The organism is Fusobacterium sp. FSA-380-WT-3A, assembly GCF_012843705.1.
Taxonomy (GTDB): domain Bacteria; phylum Fusobacteriota; class Fusobacteriia; order Fusobacteriales; family Fusobacteriaceae; genus Fusobacterium_B.
This window is the reverse complement of sequence record NZ_JABAFQ010000014.1, coordinates 16,638-32,168: the sequence shown is the minus strand read 5'-3', so window position 1 is coordinate 32,168 and position 15,531 is coordinate 16,638. Positions and strand designations below refer to the sequence as shown.

Sequence of the window (15,531 nt, the reverse complement as noted above, 5' to 3'; positions counted from 1 at the left end):
TATTTTATAGTCCAGAGAGTTTTTCTCTGGGCTATTTTATTTTTTTAGAAATTAGAAATTTAATAGATATCTAAAATAAAAAATATATTGACTTATAGATTAAAAGATGATAATATAAAAATACAATAAGTAAAATATTTATAAAGGGGGATAAGATTATGAATAAAAACTATTTTTTACTTCGTCCTAATCCAAGTCAACACAATAGAATGAATGAGTTTTTAGAAGAAAGTATTATAGCAGTAGGTTGGAGTGATTCAGGTAATTTAAAACAATGTAATTTAAAAGAGAAATATGATGGAATGGCACATACAAATTTAAATATTTTTGTAAATGAAATGAAAGAAGGAGATATAGTAATTATTCCAAATGGAGATAATATATATTTTGCCCAAATAACTTCTGATTATTTTTATAATGATAATATTCCTTTAGAAGATGACTATAGAAATCAAAGAAAAGTAAAATTTTTAGATGTAAAACAAAGAAAAGATATGCCAATGGAAATGAGAAGTATTTTAAAAACTAGACATACATCAGCAAGATTAAATAAATATAGTGAATTGATTGAAAAAATTTTAAAAAATGAAGAAATAGAAGATAATTCAAATAAATTTGAAACCATCACTTTACCTTTAAGACCAGGAAAAGAAAGTGTAACAATAACTATTCCAAGAGATTTAACAAAACAAGAAGCTGAAAGATTAAGTAATATTATTAAAACTTTATATTTTAAAGATTAATATTTTAGGAGGTAAATTATGTTATATAATATTTATGGCCAAGAAATATCAAAAGTTTCTCATCAAGAAACATTTAATTGCTTTTATAAGTTAGATAAAATTGAAAGAGATAAGATCAATTCAAAATTACAAGAAATTATAAATGAAACTTCTTTAAAAGATAATAATAAAATATTAACTTCTAGTTTTATTCCTGGAAAAGATTGGACTAATACAGTTTTTCAACCAATATATGAAAAGGCTAGTGATTGTAATGAGGAATTAGCTGCTAAAATATTTGGATTAGTACTTATGCAAAATTTTATTGATAATGATAAAGAATGGGTTTTTATGAAACCTGAAAATACTGATATTAAAGGTTCTTATTATTTTATAAAAGAATATTAAATAAAAAGATAGCCTAGAGAATTTTTTCTCTAGACTTTTTTTTACAAAAAATAAAAAAATTTATAAAAAAATTCTAAAAAATTTCCTTTAAATCTCCTAAAAACTAGATACAGTCTTAATAGTTTCCTTATAAAAAAAATTTAAAAAAATTAGCACTCATCTATTGACAGTGCTAACAAAAAGTTGTATAATAAATTTGTAAATGAGGAAAAGGTATTTAGAACATATAAAAAGAAAATAATAAAAATTTAAAAATATTGTTTGTATTAATAAGGAGATGGTATATATGTTGATGCCAAGTATTTTTAGAAGAGGATTTATGAATGATGTTTTTGATGATGATTTCTTTATGGACGGTTTTAAAAATCAAAAATCAATAGGTAGCACAGATATTAAAGAGTTAGAAAACTCATATTTATTAGAAGTAGAACTTCCAGGATTTGCTAAAGAGGACATAAAAGCTGAAATTAACAATGGATATTTAGTTATCACAGCTTCTCACAATGAAAATAAAGATGAGAAAGATAACGAAGGAAGATATATAAGAAAAGAAAGATACACAGGACAATGTACTAGAAGTTTCTACATTGGTGAAAATCTAACTCAAGAAGATATAAAAGGTAAATTTGAAAATGGTATTTTAAAATTAGAAGTTCCAAAAAAAGAAATTCAAGAAAAAATACCTGAAAAAAGATATATTCAAATAGAAGGATAATATAAATCCTCTCTAAGTAAAAAAAGGTGGTGTATAATTACACCACCTTTTTTATATATAATATATTATCTAAATATTGACTTTTTTGTAGTTTTTAGATAATATATTATATATGGAATTTGATTTTTTGAAGAATACGACACCTAAAGAAATTCAATTAGAAATAGTAAAAAATGTTAGGAGAAAAAGAAAAGAATTAAAATTGACACAGGAGGAATTAGCCAAAAAGTCGGGGGTGAGTTTTGGTTCTATAAAAAGATTTGAAAATAAAGGCGAAATTTCTCTATTTTCTCTTATAAAAATTGCTATTGTATTGGGATGTGAGGAGGAATTTTTAGAATTATTTAAGAAAAAGGAGTATAGCTCTATAGAGGAGATTATTAATGGAAATTATTAAATCTTTACAGGTATTTTATCAAGGTATAAAAGTGGGGACTTTGGCTATGTTACCCAATAATCTTGTAGCTTTTGAATATGATAGTAAATGGTTAATAGAGGGATTTTCTATAAGTCCATTTAGTTTACCTTTAGTAAAAAAAGTTTTTATTCCAAAGATAGACCCTTTTGATGGCTTATTTGGAGTATTTTCTGATAGTTTACCAGATGGTTGGGGGAAACTTTTGGTAGATAGATTACTTATTAACAAAAAAATAAATCCAAGAGAGGTAAATTTATTAAATAGATTGGCAATAGTTGGAGACTCAGGAATGGGAGCTTTAACTTATAGACCTGAGTATGATTTTAAAATAAAGGAAAATGAAAAAGATTTAGATAAATTGGCTATAGCTTGTAGTGAAATGTTAAATACAAATTATTCAAAAGATTTGGATAAACTCTTTTTACTTGGAGGTTCTTCAGGGGGAGCAAGACCAAAAATCTTAACTAATATAGATAATGAAGAGTGGATAATAAAGTTTCCATCTTCTTATGATGTGAATGATATAGGAAAAATAGAGTATGAATATTCATTATGTGCTAGAAAATGTGGGATTGAACTTCCTGAAACAAGATTATTTCCCTCAAAAATTTCATCAGGATATTTTGGAGTAAAAAGATTTGATAGAAAATTAACTGATGATGGAAAAGAAAAAAGAATACATATGATTTCTGTAAGTGGATTATTAGAAACCTCTCATAGATTACCCAACCTTGATTATAATTTATTAATGCAACTTACTCTAAAACTTACAATGAGTTTTGAAGAAGTAAAAAAAATGTATAAGTTGATGTGTTTTAATGTTTTTGCTCATAATAGAGATGACCATTCTAAAAATTTTTCATTTATTTATGATGAAGATACAAAAGAATGGAAACTTTCTCCAGCTTATGACTTGACTTATAGTTATTCTATAAATGGGGAACACGCTACAACTATAAATGGAGAGGGTAAAAACCCAACTCTAAAGGATATATTAAAGGTTGCTGAAAATATAGGAATGAATATGGAAGAGGCTCAAAGTATAGCCAAGGATATAGAAAAAATAGTAAAAAAAGATTTAGGAAAGATATTAAAGAAGATGAATAGATAAAAATTGGTGGTGTATAATTACACCACCTTTTTTATAATAATTATATAAATAATTGTTATATTAATATTTATTTAATTTTAATGTTTAATTAAAATTAACACATATAAAAATAAAGAGATTTAGTAATTTAATAAAAAATATAATATTTTTTTGAAGAATAATTAGAATTTACAATATAAAAGAGAATAATTTTTATAAAATAACACCAAATATTTTTATAAAATAATTTTCTAGTTTTAAAGAATAAAGTAAAGTCTATGTTAATATTATAAAAAAAGTGTTTTATTTTATAAAAAAATGTATGTAATATAACAAAAAAAGATTGAAAAAATTTATTTTTTATAGTATACTCATTCCATGTTCTCGAGTACATAAAAATACACAATCAAAATTGAATACTTATTTAAAATTTTACTAGGAGGGATAATTCTGATGAAAAAACTGACACTACTTACATTATTTTGTGCTTTAGCAACAGGAGTTATGGCTGGAGATGGATGGAATGAAAAAATGGAGATTTATAAAGCTGATAAACCAGGACAAAACGAAGGAAATTACTATAGAATACCAGCTTTAACTTCAACTTCTCAAGGGACATTGATAGCTGTTGGAGACCATAGACCAAATGGATGGACTGACATAGGTTATCAAGATGGAATAGGTTTTGCTGTAAAAGTATCTCATGATGGTGGAAATACTTGGTCAGAAGAACAATTATTAATACCTGATAAAGAGATTAATAGACCAAATGGAAGTCATAAATTGGGAATATCTGACCCTGCTATTGTTCATGACCCAAACTCAGGAAATACTTTCTTATTTGGATATCAAAATGATAAATGGATAGGGGATAAAACAGGAAATTTTGATTTTATTATGTATACTTCAAAAGATGGAGGAAAAACATGGGATAAAGGTCAAAGTATGAAAGATTTATTACCTGATGGATATAAATTTATGTTACAAGGACCAGGAAGTGGAATGACATATAATGGAACTATTTATATGCCTGTTCAAGCTTGGCATCATGATACAGATAAACCAGATAAGAAAACTTGTACTTCAGGATATATTTATAGTGAAGATGGAGGAAAAACGTGGAAAGCTTCAGGAATGCTAAGACCAGAAAACTATCCTGAAGGTGAAGCTGGAAAACCAGATATTACAAGTGAATCAAATATTTTCCATCATAATGGAAAAATATATCTTGCTGCAAAAGCAGAAACAGGTAGAGAAAACAAAAAAAGAGTAGTTTATTGTACATCAGATAATGGAAAAACTTGGGAAAGAGTAGAGGAAGACTTTATCCCAAAGGATATAGCCCAATGTGAAAGTAATACTTTAGCATTAGATGACCAAGTATATTTAGTAAGTTATACAAAAGACAAACCACAAAGAAGACATGGACTATTTATTACAACAAATACAGGAAAAACAATTCAAATAGCTGAGGGAAAAGTAGATGGTTATACATCTATGACTCAAGATTTAGATAATTTATATATTCTATTTGAAGAAAGTGGTGGGATGTCACTAAAAAGATATGATATTTCTTCGAAAGAATATGCTAACCTTAATGCTCAAATTTTAGACAGAGGAACAAGTCTTCTTGATGCTCAAGAGAAATTACTTTCTAAACAATATATAAGTGGTGTATATACAAATCAAAGTGAAAGTGGAACAGAGGCAGTAGTGGAGTTAAATAATTTTAAATTAGGAGCTTTCTATAGAGATACTAAAGAAAATAGTGATGATGTTTATAGAACAATTCCATACAATTTAAAAGAAACAACATTAGTTTTATCTCAAGATAATTCTTTCATTCAAGGAGATAATATATTCATTGGGTATCAAGCTGGAAAAATAGAGTATTCAAATAAAAGTAAAAATGACTTAAATTCTTTTGTAATGGGATACACATTTAATAAAGAAATGGAAAATGATAAAACATATACACTAGCTTTAAATGGTGTATATAGTAATAATAAAGTTCAAAGAAATAGTGAAGAAGGAGTTGGAAGAACAGCAGACTTTGATTCATACAGTATCAGTATGAAAAACCAATTTTCAAAAGACATATCTTTTACAGATATGAGTAGTTTAAAATTAACAGCTGGACTAAATACAACTTTCTTTGGACATGATGAATTTGAAGAAAATGGTGGAATTAAAACTGTTGATGGTGGAAAATGGAATAATGCCAAAGTAGATGAAGGAAAAAATATTTCTAATGAAGTTTATGTAAAGGCTACATTAGGTCAAAAAGTAAAATTAACAGATAAATCAAATGTTAAATTTGCTTTAGATTTAGGATGGAAAAAAGAATTGATGAATGTAGATGATTGGAGAGATGAGTTTATAGTACTAGATGTAGAAAAAGAATTTTCTACACCAGTAAAAAAACATGAAGGTGGAGTAGGTATAGCTACAGTATCAGCAACATTTGATTTAGTAGATAAAGTAGAGGTTGGAGTAGGATATTCAATAGAAACAGATGGAGAATCAACAGCTACAGGAAAAATAACTTATAAATTATAATAAAAATTAAAAATAATTGAGTTAGAGGTTATTTGTAATAATTTACAATAACCTCTATTTTTTATAAAAAATTGGAATATAGATAGGAAAAATTTTAATTTTATTTAAATACAATATTTTTATATTTAGGAAATAAATAAAAAATGGTTACTAGAAATTTTTGTGATAAAGAAATAAAAAAATAGTGGTGTAAATTTACACCACCTTTTTTATAATAATTATTTTCTATCTTATTTTTTTGCTCCTGGATAGAATTTAGGGTCAGAGAAATATTCTTTAGTTTTTTCTCTAACTTGAGGATATAATATAATTAAAGCTATTAAGTTAGGGATGATAACAAGTCCCATAGCTAAGTCTTGAATAGTCCATACTAAATCTATTTTAGTAGTAGCTCCAACTATACATAAGAATGGGAATACATATTTAACTTTAGCTGTAATATCAGGTCCAAAAGCATAAGTGAAACTCTTAGCAGCATTAAACCATTGTCCCATTAAAGTAGTGAAACAGAATATTAATAGAGCAAAAGTAGCTATATGTTTTAGTGGTATCCAAATAGTTCCAAAAGATTCAATAGCCATAACAGTAGCACTAATACCACTTTCATACATTCCAGTAACTCCAACAACTAAAGCTGTTATTGTACAAATAATGATAGTATCAACGAAAACTTCTGTAACTCCAGCAATTCCTTCTTCACAAGGATGTTCAACGATAGCTGAACCATGGGCAAATGGAGCTGTACCTTCTCCAGCTTCGTTAGAGTACATTCCACGAGTAATTCCATATTGTAAAGCTCTAGTCATTACATAACCACCTGTACCACCAGCAACAGCTTCAAAAGAGAAAGCTTCAGAGAATATTTTAGCAAATACAGAAGGAACAGCTTGGATATTTAATAATATAACTAATAGTCCAACAACTATATAGAAAATTGACATCATAGGAACTAAAGATGTAGCAATGTTAGCCACTCTTTTTAATCCTCCAAGAGTGATAGCCATTAATAAACAAATTAAACAAGCTCCTGTAACAACAGTAGGTATATTATAGTTAGCTTTTAATATACCAGAAATTGTATTAGATTGAACAAGATTAGCTCCCATCATTTTAGTACACATTAAAACAGCTATAACAACTCCTAACCATGGAGCTTTTAAACCGTCTCTAATATAGTACATAGGTCCACTTAAAAGATTTCCTTCAGAGTCTTTTCCACGATACATTTGAGAAAGAACAATCTCTCCATATTTTAAAGCCATTCCAAAGAAAGCAGCAAACCACATCCAAAATACAGCTCCCATTCCTCCAGCAGCTATAGCTGTGGCTATACCAACTACATTTCCTCCTCCAACATTACCAGCTAGAGTAACCATCATAGCTTTGAAAGAAGAGATAGACCCATTCCCTTTTTCCTCATTTCTAGATTTGAAAGAGTCAATTAAAGTCTTTTTAATGATAAATTTAAAATATCTGATTTGAATAAAGTTATTTGTAATAGTGTATAGGATAGCAAGACCTAAAAGTACAAATACAAGCCATCTTCCCCATAACCACTTATTAGCAATAAGTAATATTTGTTCTAGTTGTTCCATAAAGTAAATCCCCCTTAATTTTATTTATATTCATTTATAATTTTTTTAGCTAAATCAGGATAGTTCCCTATAATAATATCAATACCTTTTTCAATTAAATCTCTCATATCTTCCTCTTTGTTGACTGTGAAAGTATTTATTTCAATACCATAAGATTTTATTTCTTCGACTATTTCTTTTGTCATATTAGGAAAATATGGGTGATAACATTGAACACCTAAATTATGAGTATATTTACCAGCATCAACAATCCAAGTTTCGCTTAGGAATCCATATTTTAATGTAGGTGCTATTTTTTTCATTCTCATTATAGAATAATGGTTAAAGCTAGAAATAATAACTTTTTCTTCTAACCTATATTCTTTAATTAAATCCCAAACTTTTTCCTCGATTCCTAAATATTCTTTGATACCTGTTTTTAATTCAATATTTGTAATTATATCAGTATCCTTTACAAGTTCAAAATATTCTCTTAAAGTTGGTATTTTATTAAATCCCATTTGACCTCTAAATTTGAAAGAAGCATCAAACTTTTGTAATTCTTCATAAGTATAAGAAGAAACCTCACCTTTTCCATCAGTAGTACGGTCAATTGTTTCATCATGGATAATTACAACTTCCCCATCTTTAGTAAGCTGAACATCTAATTCAATACCATCAGCTCCAACTTCAATGGCTTTTTCAAAAGCAAGCATAGTGTTTTCAGGATAACATCCACTAAATCCTCTATGAGCGAAATTTTTAGTCATTTTTATTTTGTAAGTTAAATAAATGAATATATTTACTTACAACCTCCCTTTCTTTAAGATATACTTAGCAACAAAAAAAGAGAAACCCAAAAAATAATAATTTTTAGCTTTCTCTCTTAATCACCAAAGCTTATTAAATTTAGACTACAACATTATATAGTAATTTTATTTTTTTGTCAAATTTTTTTATTTTTTGTTAAATAATTTAATTTTTTGTAAGGTTTTATTTTATTTTTGTGATTTTATTCCAGAATTAGTTAAAATAATTAATTAATTAGAGTGAAAATTGTATAATTTTTTTTATTATTAAAAAAAGTGTTTGACTATTTTGATATTTAGTGCTATAATAAAACTCAACAAGTTAATAAAAAGTGGAGATAGAGAGGACTTTTTCATATTTTAATGGGGGAGTCTGTTTTTTTTTGGGAGGTCTAAGATGAACGATTCATTTAATTTAGTATTGTCAAATAAAGAAATAATTATTAGAATAGTTGCATCTATCATAATAGGTGGAATGATTGGATATGAAAGAGGTGTTCATAATAGACCGGCAGGATTTAGAACACATATACTTGTATGTTTAGGAGCTTGTATAGTTTCTATGGTACAAGACCAATTAAGAGTTAATATTATGAATTTTGCTTTAATTTATCCAGAGGCTTCTCAAGTTATAAAGACAGATTTAGGACGAATAGGAGCTCAAGTGGTAAGTGGAATAGGATTTTTAGGAGCTGGAACTATAATGAGAGAAAAAGGGACAATAGGTGGACTTACAACAGCAGCTTCTATTTGGGCTACAGGATGTTTGGGGCTTGGAATTGGTTGGGGATTCTATTCTCTAGCTTTACCAGCTGGATTGGCTATTATAGTGGTCTTAGTAACATTAAAACAAATTGAGAGCTCACTTATTAATAAGAGATATACTGTTGATTTAGAAGTAATTTTTAATGAAAATGAATGTATAAATTCAAATGTGGCAGAGATTTATAATACTTTAAGAGAGATGAATATAAAAATAAAAAATATAAAGAAAATAGAAGAGGAAAAAATGTTCACTTGCTCTTTAATAGTGCCAAAACAATTTGATACATTTGAGTTGATATCTAATATTTCTCATAAAAGTTATATCAATAGTGTAAATATAAAATAAGCTAATACATATTCTCCCAAGGAATGTTTGTATATATAAAAATAGACTTAAGTATATTCTACTTAGGTCTATTTTTCTTTTATCCTCTTATTAATTTATCAGCCACAAGTAAAGCCTTTTTATGCTCTAATACATCATGGACTCTTATAATCTCCACACCTTTATCAATACTTAAAATATTGGTAGATATAGTTCCCTCACATCTCTCTTTAGGTGGAATATCTCCAAGTAAAGTACCTATAAATCTTTTACGAGAAGTACCAAGTAGTATAGGAGCAATATCTTTTAACTCTCCCAATCTTCTTAAAACTTCAATATTAAGGTTAATGTCTTTACCAAAACCAATTCCTGGGTCAATAAAAACATTTTCATGAGGAATATTATTATTGTCTATAAGCATAAAACTTTTTTCAAAAAACTTTCTCATAGATAGCATAATATCTTCTTTGTACTCTTTAGAATTTTGATTATGCATAACCACTAATATTGGTTTGTATTCTCCAACAATTTTAGCCATCTCTCCCTTATCATATTGAAGTCCCCATACATCATTTATAATATGAGCTCCAACTTTTAAAACTTCCAAAGCTACTTCCCATCTATAAGTATCTACAGAGATTAAACAATCTACCTCTTTTACAAGTCTTTTTACAACAGGTAATACTCTATTGATTTCTTCCTCAACAGATATTTCTTCATGTCCTGGACGGGTAGACATTCCACCTACATCTATAATATCGGCTCCATCTCTTACCATTTCTTTTGCATGATTTATAGCTTTATCAATATCATAATAATCTCCACCATCAGAAAAAGAATCTGGAGTTATATTAAGAATTCCCATAATCAATGTTCTTTTACCAATTTCTATCTCTTTATCTCTTACTTTTATAATTTTCATAAACTCTCCAATTTTTTAGTTGATATAATTTAATATATCATATTTTAGTAAAAAAATATATCTAAATAGAAAAGAGCTGTTACTAAGTTTTTGTTATAAAAATAAAATTTATCTTTATGAAAATATTTTTCCAATTTCCAAAATTTTCTTTTCTATTAACAATTCTATAAAATGTAACAACTTTATTTTAAAATAAATATAAAAATTCTAAAAATTTAATATTAATGTATATATACATTAATATTTTTTCTGTTTTTCTTCCAATGAATTTTTTAATTCCAATATAGAAGCTCTTTTAACAGGGTGTATTACATAAGGTGCTATTTCAAAAAGAGGCTCTAAAACAAACATTCTATCACACATATAAGGATGAGGAATAATTAAATTCTCAGTATTTATAACATCATTATCAAAAAGTAATATATCTAAATCAATAATTCTAGGTCCCCATTTTATAATTCTTTTTCTACCCATTAAAAGCTCTATTTCTAATAGTTTTTCAATTAATTCAGAGGCAGTTAAAAGAGTTTTAATCTCTATACAAGCATTTAAAAACATATCTTGTTGTGTATAACCATATGGTTCTGTTTCTAAAATTGTACTAACTTTTGTAACTTTAGTATCTTCCAATTTTTTGATATTTTCAATGGCATTTAAAAGGTTTCCCTTTTTATCTCCCATATTAGAACCAAGAGAAAGATAAGCAGTATGCCATTTTCTAGTAATTTCTACAGCTACAAAATCAAAATGTTTTTTAAGAGGTGCCCAAGGTTTTTTGATTGTAACTTTTACTTCATTAATAAGTTTATACTTAGTAAGTATCATTTGAGCCATTTTTTCAGCACAAGTTTCAATTAAATCAAAAGATTCATTAAGAAAAAGTTTTTCAATATCATCAGCCACAAAACCATAGTGAGTAGATGCATCTAAATCTCCTGTTTTTCCTGCTTTTCTAGTATTGGTAATCATTTCCACAGAGATTAAGAATTTTTGTCCTAAAACTTTTTCTTCCTTAAATACTCCATGATTACCAATAAGTTCTAGATTTTCAATAATAATTTTATCCATATTATATTTCTCCTTAAAAATATTAATGTATATATACATTAATATAAAAAATTTAATACTTTAATCATTTAATTTTAGTAATGTCATAACCTCTAGTTTTTTAGATGAGTTATCTTCAAAAATTCCTTTTTCACAAGAGGTGATAATTTTTGTGCCAGGCTTTCTAACTCCTCTCATAGTCATACAAAGATGTTCAGCCTCTATAATTACTAAAACTCCCAAAGTGCCTAACCCATTATAAATAACCTCAGCAATTTCTTCTGTAAGTCTTTCTTGTAGTTGTGGTCTTTTACATAAAACCTCAATAGCTTTTATAATATCTCCAAAACCTATGATTTTTTTATTTGGGATATAAGCAAGGGAGATTTTTCCAAAAAATGGTAAAAAATGGTGTTCACACATAGAGTAGAAGTTTAGATTTTTTTCAATTATTATATTATTATTATCACATTCAAAAGAGTTTTTAAAAAAGTCCATTGGATTAACTTTCATTCCTGAAAAGAAATCTATATAAAATTCCTCTATTCTATTAGGTGTATTTTCAAAAACTTCTTCATTAATATATTTTTTTTCACTATCTAACTCTAGTAAAATCTTATCAAAAGATTTGCTTATACTCATAAATAATATCCTTTCTATATATTTTTAATACCTTCTAAAACATCTAAAGATATTTTGGAATTGTACACATACTCATCAAAGTTTTTAAGAAGTTCTTTAGCAAAAATATTAGCTTCATTCTCCAATATACTTTTTTTAATAAGGTGTGTATGGTTTAATAAAAATGCCATATCTGATATATCATGGCAACAACAATGACCTAATTCGTGGGCACATACTATCATTTTATCAAAATCACTTAAATTTTCATTGATACATATAAGCTTTTTTCTAAGTCTTTTGATAGAATACCCTTTTATCTCTCCTAAATCAGCATAAATAATGATGATTTTTAAATATTCAGCAAGTTTGAATGGATTAGCCGTACCCCAAACTTTTATTAATGTTCTAGCCTTTCTTTTTATATTCTTCATATCCCCATACCTATTTTTTTCTTTTGTTTGCTAATTTTATAGTAAAAAATGCTTCTTGTAGAGAGTCAAAAAGTTTTTGCTTATCCTCATCAGAAACCTTTTCATCTTGGAAAAATAAAAGAGCATCTCTCATAAAATCATCGTGTTGAAGTCTTTCTCTCTTATTAAGATTTGTAACTCTAGGGTCGTCACTAGATATAACCTCTCTTCCTAAAAAAGCACTATCTAAAAGATTTCTTTCCTCTGGAGTAAGATTTAGCACCTTTGCTATTTTTCCAAGGCTTTTTCTACTTCCATGGCTTTTCCCTGTTTCCATATCTCCAATAGTTCCATTTCCAAGTCCTGTAAGTTCAGCTAACTTCTTTATAGTAAGTCCTCTACTTTCCCGAAGCTCCTTTAAAACAATGGACAATTTTTTTACTGGCATATTCACACTCCTAACTAAAGTTCAATAACTTTTTAGTTCGTCTATTTCGTATCTAGGCACTAATATTATACATTATTTTCTAAAAAAAATAAAATTTTTATTGACAAATACGATTTTAACGAATATAATTAAGAAAAATTTTTATGAATATTTTTTTAAAAATTATATACGAAAATAACGGATAAAAAAGGAGGAACTTATGCACAAATATCAATTTCCATTAACATTAAAACAGATGAGACATATTTTTTATTTATTGGGGTTGCTAAGTAAAAAATATGGAAAGGGTAAGGAGGAGTTAAAAGAAGAATTAAAAAAGGAGTATTGTAAAATCACAGAAAGAGAGATTTTTTCTTTTAGTCCTTATGAATACAACTCTCTTTCTTGGAAAGAGGCTAGTATTTTTATTGAATTTTTAAGATTAAAACTCTATGGAGGTTTATATGGAGGAAAAAAATAATTTTGAATTTTTAACAGATGAGGAGATTTTGGAAAAAGCTAAACCTAAAAATGAAGTAGGTAGATTGATATTAAAAAATATATTGATAAAATTTGGAGAGTTAGGAGAGCTAGCATCTGTAGCTAGATATTTAAAAGTTAGTAGACCTTTTTTATATAGAGCTTTAGAAGAAAGAAAAATTTTATCTGTAAAAATAGGAGTAAAAAGAATGATAGTAATAAGAAGTATATTGAATATAGTAGATTAAAAATGTATATGAATAATAATAAAAAATTTTTTAGATTTTAAAATCGAAATTTTCGTATCAAGGAGAGGATATGGACACTAGAACAGTATTAAGAAAAGAGATTAAAGATTTGGTTGCTAGAGAGGGAATTAATAGACAAAATATAAAACTTGATAGTATTGAAGCTTGTAGGGAGGTAATTGAGAAAATATATAGAGATAAGTTTAAGAAAGAATTTCAAATAGAGATTAATAAATTGAAAGATATTATTAAAAAGAAAGATAAAAAAATAGAAGGACTTATGGAATATAACAATTATCAAACTATGATTATGGAGGATATGGAAAAATATATCCAAGATTTAATAAAAAATACATATGAAGTTTAAAAAATTAAAAAAAATAAAATTTCATGTAAATAGGTGTAAACTGGCGATTTAACTTTTTAAAATAAACTTGTTACAATTTATGTACAAGGAAACAAAACAAAGAAATAAAAGGAGTGATGTGAAATGACAAATTCAGAAGCAAAAATCGTAGTACAGGAGTCTTTAGACAAACTAAAGGAATCAATTAAAAGGGAGGTAAATTACAATAAAGAATTAGCAGATGACAAACTTACTTTAAAAACTTTAGAACAGATGAAGTTAGATGGAGAACCATTACCAGAGTCTTGTCCTTATATATCTTATGATGAGTGGATTGAACAAATTAATAAGGAGATAAAATCTGGTGAAACATCTATTTCTAGAATAGGAAAGGAAAAAGCTGAAATAATAGCTTTTGAGTATTTTATATCTAATGCTCAAGATGCGTAATAATCTATCTTAAAAAAGGGGATATTAAATTTTCGTTATTAATAAATAGGGGGAAAAATAATATCCCCTTTTCTTTTAAAAGGGGGGCTTATGATATTAGGAGTGTTAAAAAAATTTTTTACTACATCTATAATAGAGAGAGTGGTAGTTATATTATTAAAAGAGTTGGTGAAAAGGACTGATAGTAAAATAGATGATAAAATTTTTAATGAGATTTTTGGACAGATTAAACCTAATGAAAAATGAATATTGAATTTATAAAATTTATAGCCACAATTTTTCTAGGCATATTCACAGGCTATAAATATATTGAAAGAGAATTAAATAAAAAAGCTAGTAAAATTCATGTCCAAAAAGAAATCGAAAGTATTTTAAAGGAGGTAGATAAAAAGGTTGATAAAATTCTCTATGATAGAGAGGTGGAATTTTTAAGAAGTAGTATTGAGGAAAATTCTAAAAATCTCTCTAGTAAATTGGAGGAAATGAGAGAAGATATGAAAATTATAAAAGAATATTTATTAAAAAAGGACTAATTTACATTGGTCTTTTTTTATATTATTACAATAAAAAAATATTTAATATTAATTAAATATTGAAATTTGTAAATAAAATATAACAACTAAAATACAAAAGTCATTTTAAAAATTTTTTTTGTTTTAAAATGAACTTATTTTATATTAAAATGGTTATAAAAATGCAATAAATGGATTGCATTTTTTTTTTTTGCAGTAAAATAGAATTACAGAATTTATACATTATAAAAATAACAAAAGTAATATATTAAAAATCTTTTGTAAGTTAATTTTAAAGAAAATATATGTGTAGTAGTTAAAATGGAGGACAGTTGATGAAAAAAATTTTTGTGTTTATTTTTACTTTCTTTGTTTTGTTGGGAGAAAGTATTTTAGCTGGGGAAAAAGTAGATAAAATATTAGAAAGTAAAGAGGTAGTTGTATCAAAATTTTTAGAGTTAAAAGATGCTGAAAAGCAAGTGGAAATTTTAAAAGGAAGTTACAATGAAAAAGTTGAGAAAAAATTAGATAAAAAATATGAGAAACTTATAAAAAAATATTCTAAGGAAAAAGAATACACTTTAAAGGAAAAACAACAGATATTAGAATTACAGAAAAAAGAGTATGAAAGAATATTTAATGAATTGGAAAAATTGGAAAATAAATAATTTTGTGTTTAG

The 15,531-nt window shown here is 26.4% G+C and carries 21 protein-coding genes; 14 read left to right on the top strand and 7 right to left on the bottom strand.

Going from position 1 to position 15,531, the window contains the following annotated elements; genetic code table 11:
• The first annotated feature begins 158 nt into the window (after window positions 1-158).
• From HF862_RS08120 to HF862_RS08095, 6 genes are all read left to right on the top strand, one after another.
• Window positions 159-743, top strand: a complete 585-nt coding sequence (locus HF862_RS08120) for a hypothetical protein (protein WP_170187372.1) — start codon at window positions 159-161, stop codon at window positions 741-743.
• A gap of 18 nt (window positions 744-761) precedes the next feature.
• Complete coding sequence (locus tag HF862_RS08115; RefSeq protein WP_170187371.1) at window positions 762-1,130, top strand: hypothetical protein; 369 nt, start codon at window positions 762-764, stop codon at window positions 1,128-1,130.
• 286 nt (window positions 1,131-1,416) lie between these two features.
• Window positions 1,417-1,845: an Hsp20/alpha crystallin family protein gene (locus tag HF862_RS08110; RefSeq protein ID WP_170187370.1), complete on the top strand. Its 429-nt coding sequence runs from the start codon at window positions 1,417-1,419 to the stop codon at window positions 1,843-1,845.
• 112 nt (window positions 1,846-1,957) lie between these two features.
• Window positions 1,958-2,242: a helix-turn-helix domain-containing protein gene (locus tag HF862_RS08105; protein WP_170187369.1), complete on the top strand. Its 285-nt coding sequence runs from the start codon at window positions 1,958-1,960 to the stop codon at window positions 2,240-2,242.
• A complete protein-coding gene (locus HF862_RS08100; RefSeq protein WP_170187368.1) occupies window positions 2,229-3,374 on the top strand; it encodes a type II toxin-antitoxin system HipA family toxin in 1,146 nt (381 codons plus the stop codon). The genes HF862_RS08105 and HF862_RS08100 overlap by 14 nt, the downstream gene beginning before the upstream one ends.
• A gap of 432 nt (window positions 3,375-3,806) precedes the next feature.
• Window positions 3,807-5,912, top strand: coding sequence for an exo-alpha-sialidase (locus HF862_RS08095; RefSeq protein ID WP_170187367.1), 2,106 nt, complete (start codon window positions 3,807-3,809; stop codon window positions 5,910-5,912).
• Between the two features lie 230 nt (window positions 5,913-6,142).
• On the opposite strand, the gene HF862_RS08090 is transcribed toward HF862_RS08095, so the two are convergent.
• Both HF862_RS08090 and HF862_RS08085 read right to left on the bottom strand, forming a co-directional pair.
• On the bottom strand, window positions 6,143-7,507 hold the full coding sequence (locus HF862_RS08090) for a sodium:alanine symporter family protein (protein WP_170187366.1): 1,365 nt from the start codon (window positions 7,505-7,507) through the stop codon (window positions 6,143-6,145).
• A 20-nt stretch (window positions 7,508-7,527) separates the two neighbouring features.
• On the bottom strand, window positions 7,528-8,256 hold the full coding sequence (locus HF862_RS08085; RefSeq protein ID WP_170187365.1) for a glycerophosphodiester phosphodiesterase: 729 nt from the start codon (window positions 8,254-8,256) through the stop codon (window positions 7,528-7,530).
• Window positions 8,257-8,692: 436 nt separating this feature from the next.
• Here HF862_RS08085 and HF862_RS08080 point away from each other — a divergent pair, with 436 nt between their 5' ends.
• The gene (locus HF862_RS08080) at window positions 8,693-9,406 is read left to right on the top strand and encodes an MgtC/SapB family protein (RefSeq protein ID WP_170187364.1); all 714 of its coding nucleotides are present in this window, start codon (window positions 8,693-8,695) and stop codon (window positions 9,404-9,406) included.
• Window positions 9,407-9,485: 79 nt separating this feature from the next.
• Here HF862_RS08080 and folP read toward each other — a convergent pair whose 3' ends face one another.
• The 5 genes from folP to HF862_RS08055 form a co-directional block, all read right to left on the bottom strand.
• On the bottom strand, window positions 9,486-10,307 hold the full coding sequence (folP, locus tag HF862_RS08075) for a dihydropteroate synthase (protein ID WP_170187363.1): 822 nt from the start codon (window positions 10,305-10,307) through the stop codon (window positions 9,486-9,488).
• A gap of 237 nt (window positions 10,308-10,544) precedes the next feature.
• Window positions 10,545-11,375: a 2-amino-4-hydroxy-6-hydroxymethyldihydropteridine diphosphokinase gene (gene folK, locus HF862_RS08070; RefSeq protein WP_170187362.1), complete on the bottom strand. Its 831-nt coding sequence runs from the start codon at window positions 11,373-11,375 to the stop codon at window positions 10,545-10,547.
• A gap of 60 nt (window positions 11,376-11,435) precedes the next feature.
• A complete protein-coding gene (gene folE, locus HF862_RS08065; RefSeq protein ID WP_170187361.1) occupies window positions 11,436-11,996 on the bottom strand; it encodes a GTP cyclohydrolase I FolE in 561 nt (186 codons plus the stop codon).
• Between the two features lie 14 nt (window positions 11,997-12,010).
• Window positions 12,011-12,409, bottom strand: coding sequence for an ImmA/IrrE family metallo-endopeptidase (locus tag HF862_RS08060; protein ID WP_170187360.1), 399 nt, complete (start codon window positions 12,407-12,409; stop codon window positions 12,011-12,013).
• Window positions 12,410-12,419: 10 nt separating this feature from the next.
• Window positions 12,420-12,836, bottom strand: coding sequence for a helix-turn-helix domain-containing protein (locus tag HF862_RS08055; RefSeq protein WP_170187359.1), 417 nt, complete (start codon window positions 12,834-12,836; stop codon window positions 12,420-12,422).
• Between the two features lie 199 nt (window positions 12,837-13,035).
• Here HF862_RS08055 and HF862_RS08050 point away from each other — a divergent pair, with 199 nt between their 5' ends.
• The 7 genes from HF862_RS08050 to HF862_RS08020 all read left to right on the top strand — a co-directional run bounded on the left by HF862_RS08050 (window position 13,036) and on the right by HF862_RS08020 (window position 15,519).
• The gene (locus HF862_RS08050; RefSeq protein WP_170187358.1) at window positions 13,036-13,296 is read left to right on the top strand and encodes a hypothetical protein; all 261 of its coding nucleotides are present in this window, start codon (window positions 13,036-13,038) and stop codon (window positions 13,294-13,296) included.
• A complete protein-coding gene (locus HF862_RS08045; RefSeq protein WP_170187357.1) occupies window positions 13,280-13,543 on the top strand; it encodes a hypothetical protein in 264 nt (87 codons plus the stop codon). The genes HF862_RS08050 and HF862_RS08045 overlap by 17 nt, the downstream gene beginning before the upstream one ends.
• Window positions 13,544-13,613: 70 nt before the next feature.
• Complete coding sequence (locus HF862_RS08040) at window positions 13,614-13,910, top strand: hypothetical protein (protein ID WP_170187356.1); 297 nt, start codon at window positions 13,614-13,616, stop codon at window positions 13,908-13,910.
• 123 nt (window positions 13,911-14,033) lie between these two features.
• On the top strand, window positions 14,034-14,339 hold the full coding sequence (locus HF862_RS08035; RefSeq protein ID WP_170187355.1) for a hypothetical protein: 306 nt from the start codon (window positions 14,034-14,036) through the stop codon (window positions 14,337-14,339).
• Window positions 14,340-14,429: 90 nt separating this feature from the next.
• Window positions 14,430-14,585 carry a hypothetical protein gene (locus HF862_RS08030; protein WP_170187354.1) on the top strand — a complete coding sequence of 52 codons (156 nt, stop codon included), beginning with the start codon at window positions 14,430-14,432 and terminating at the stop codon, window positions 14,583-14,585.
• A complete protein-coding gene (locus HF862_RS08025; RefSeq protein WP_170187353.1) occupies window positions 14,582-14,872 on the top strand; it encodes a hypothetical protein in 291 nt (96 codons plus the stop codon). The genes HF862_RS08030 and HF862_RS08025 overlap by 4 nt, the downstream gene beginning before the upstream one ends.
• A gap of 314 nt (window positions 14,873-15,186) precedes the next feature.
• On the top strand, window positions 15,187-15,519 hold the full coding sequence (locus HF862_RS08020) for a hypothetical protein (RefSeq protein ID WP_170187352.1): 333 nt from the start codon (window positions 15,187-15,189) through the stop codon (window positions 15,517-15,519).
• Window positions 15,520-15,531: the final 12 nt, after the last annotated feature.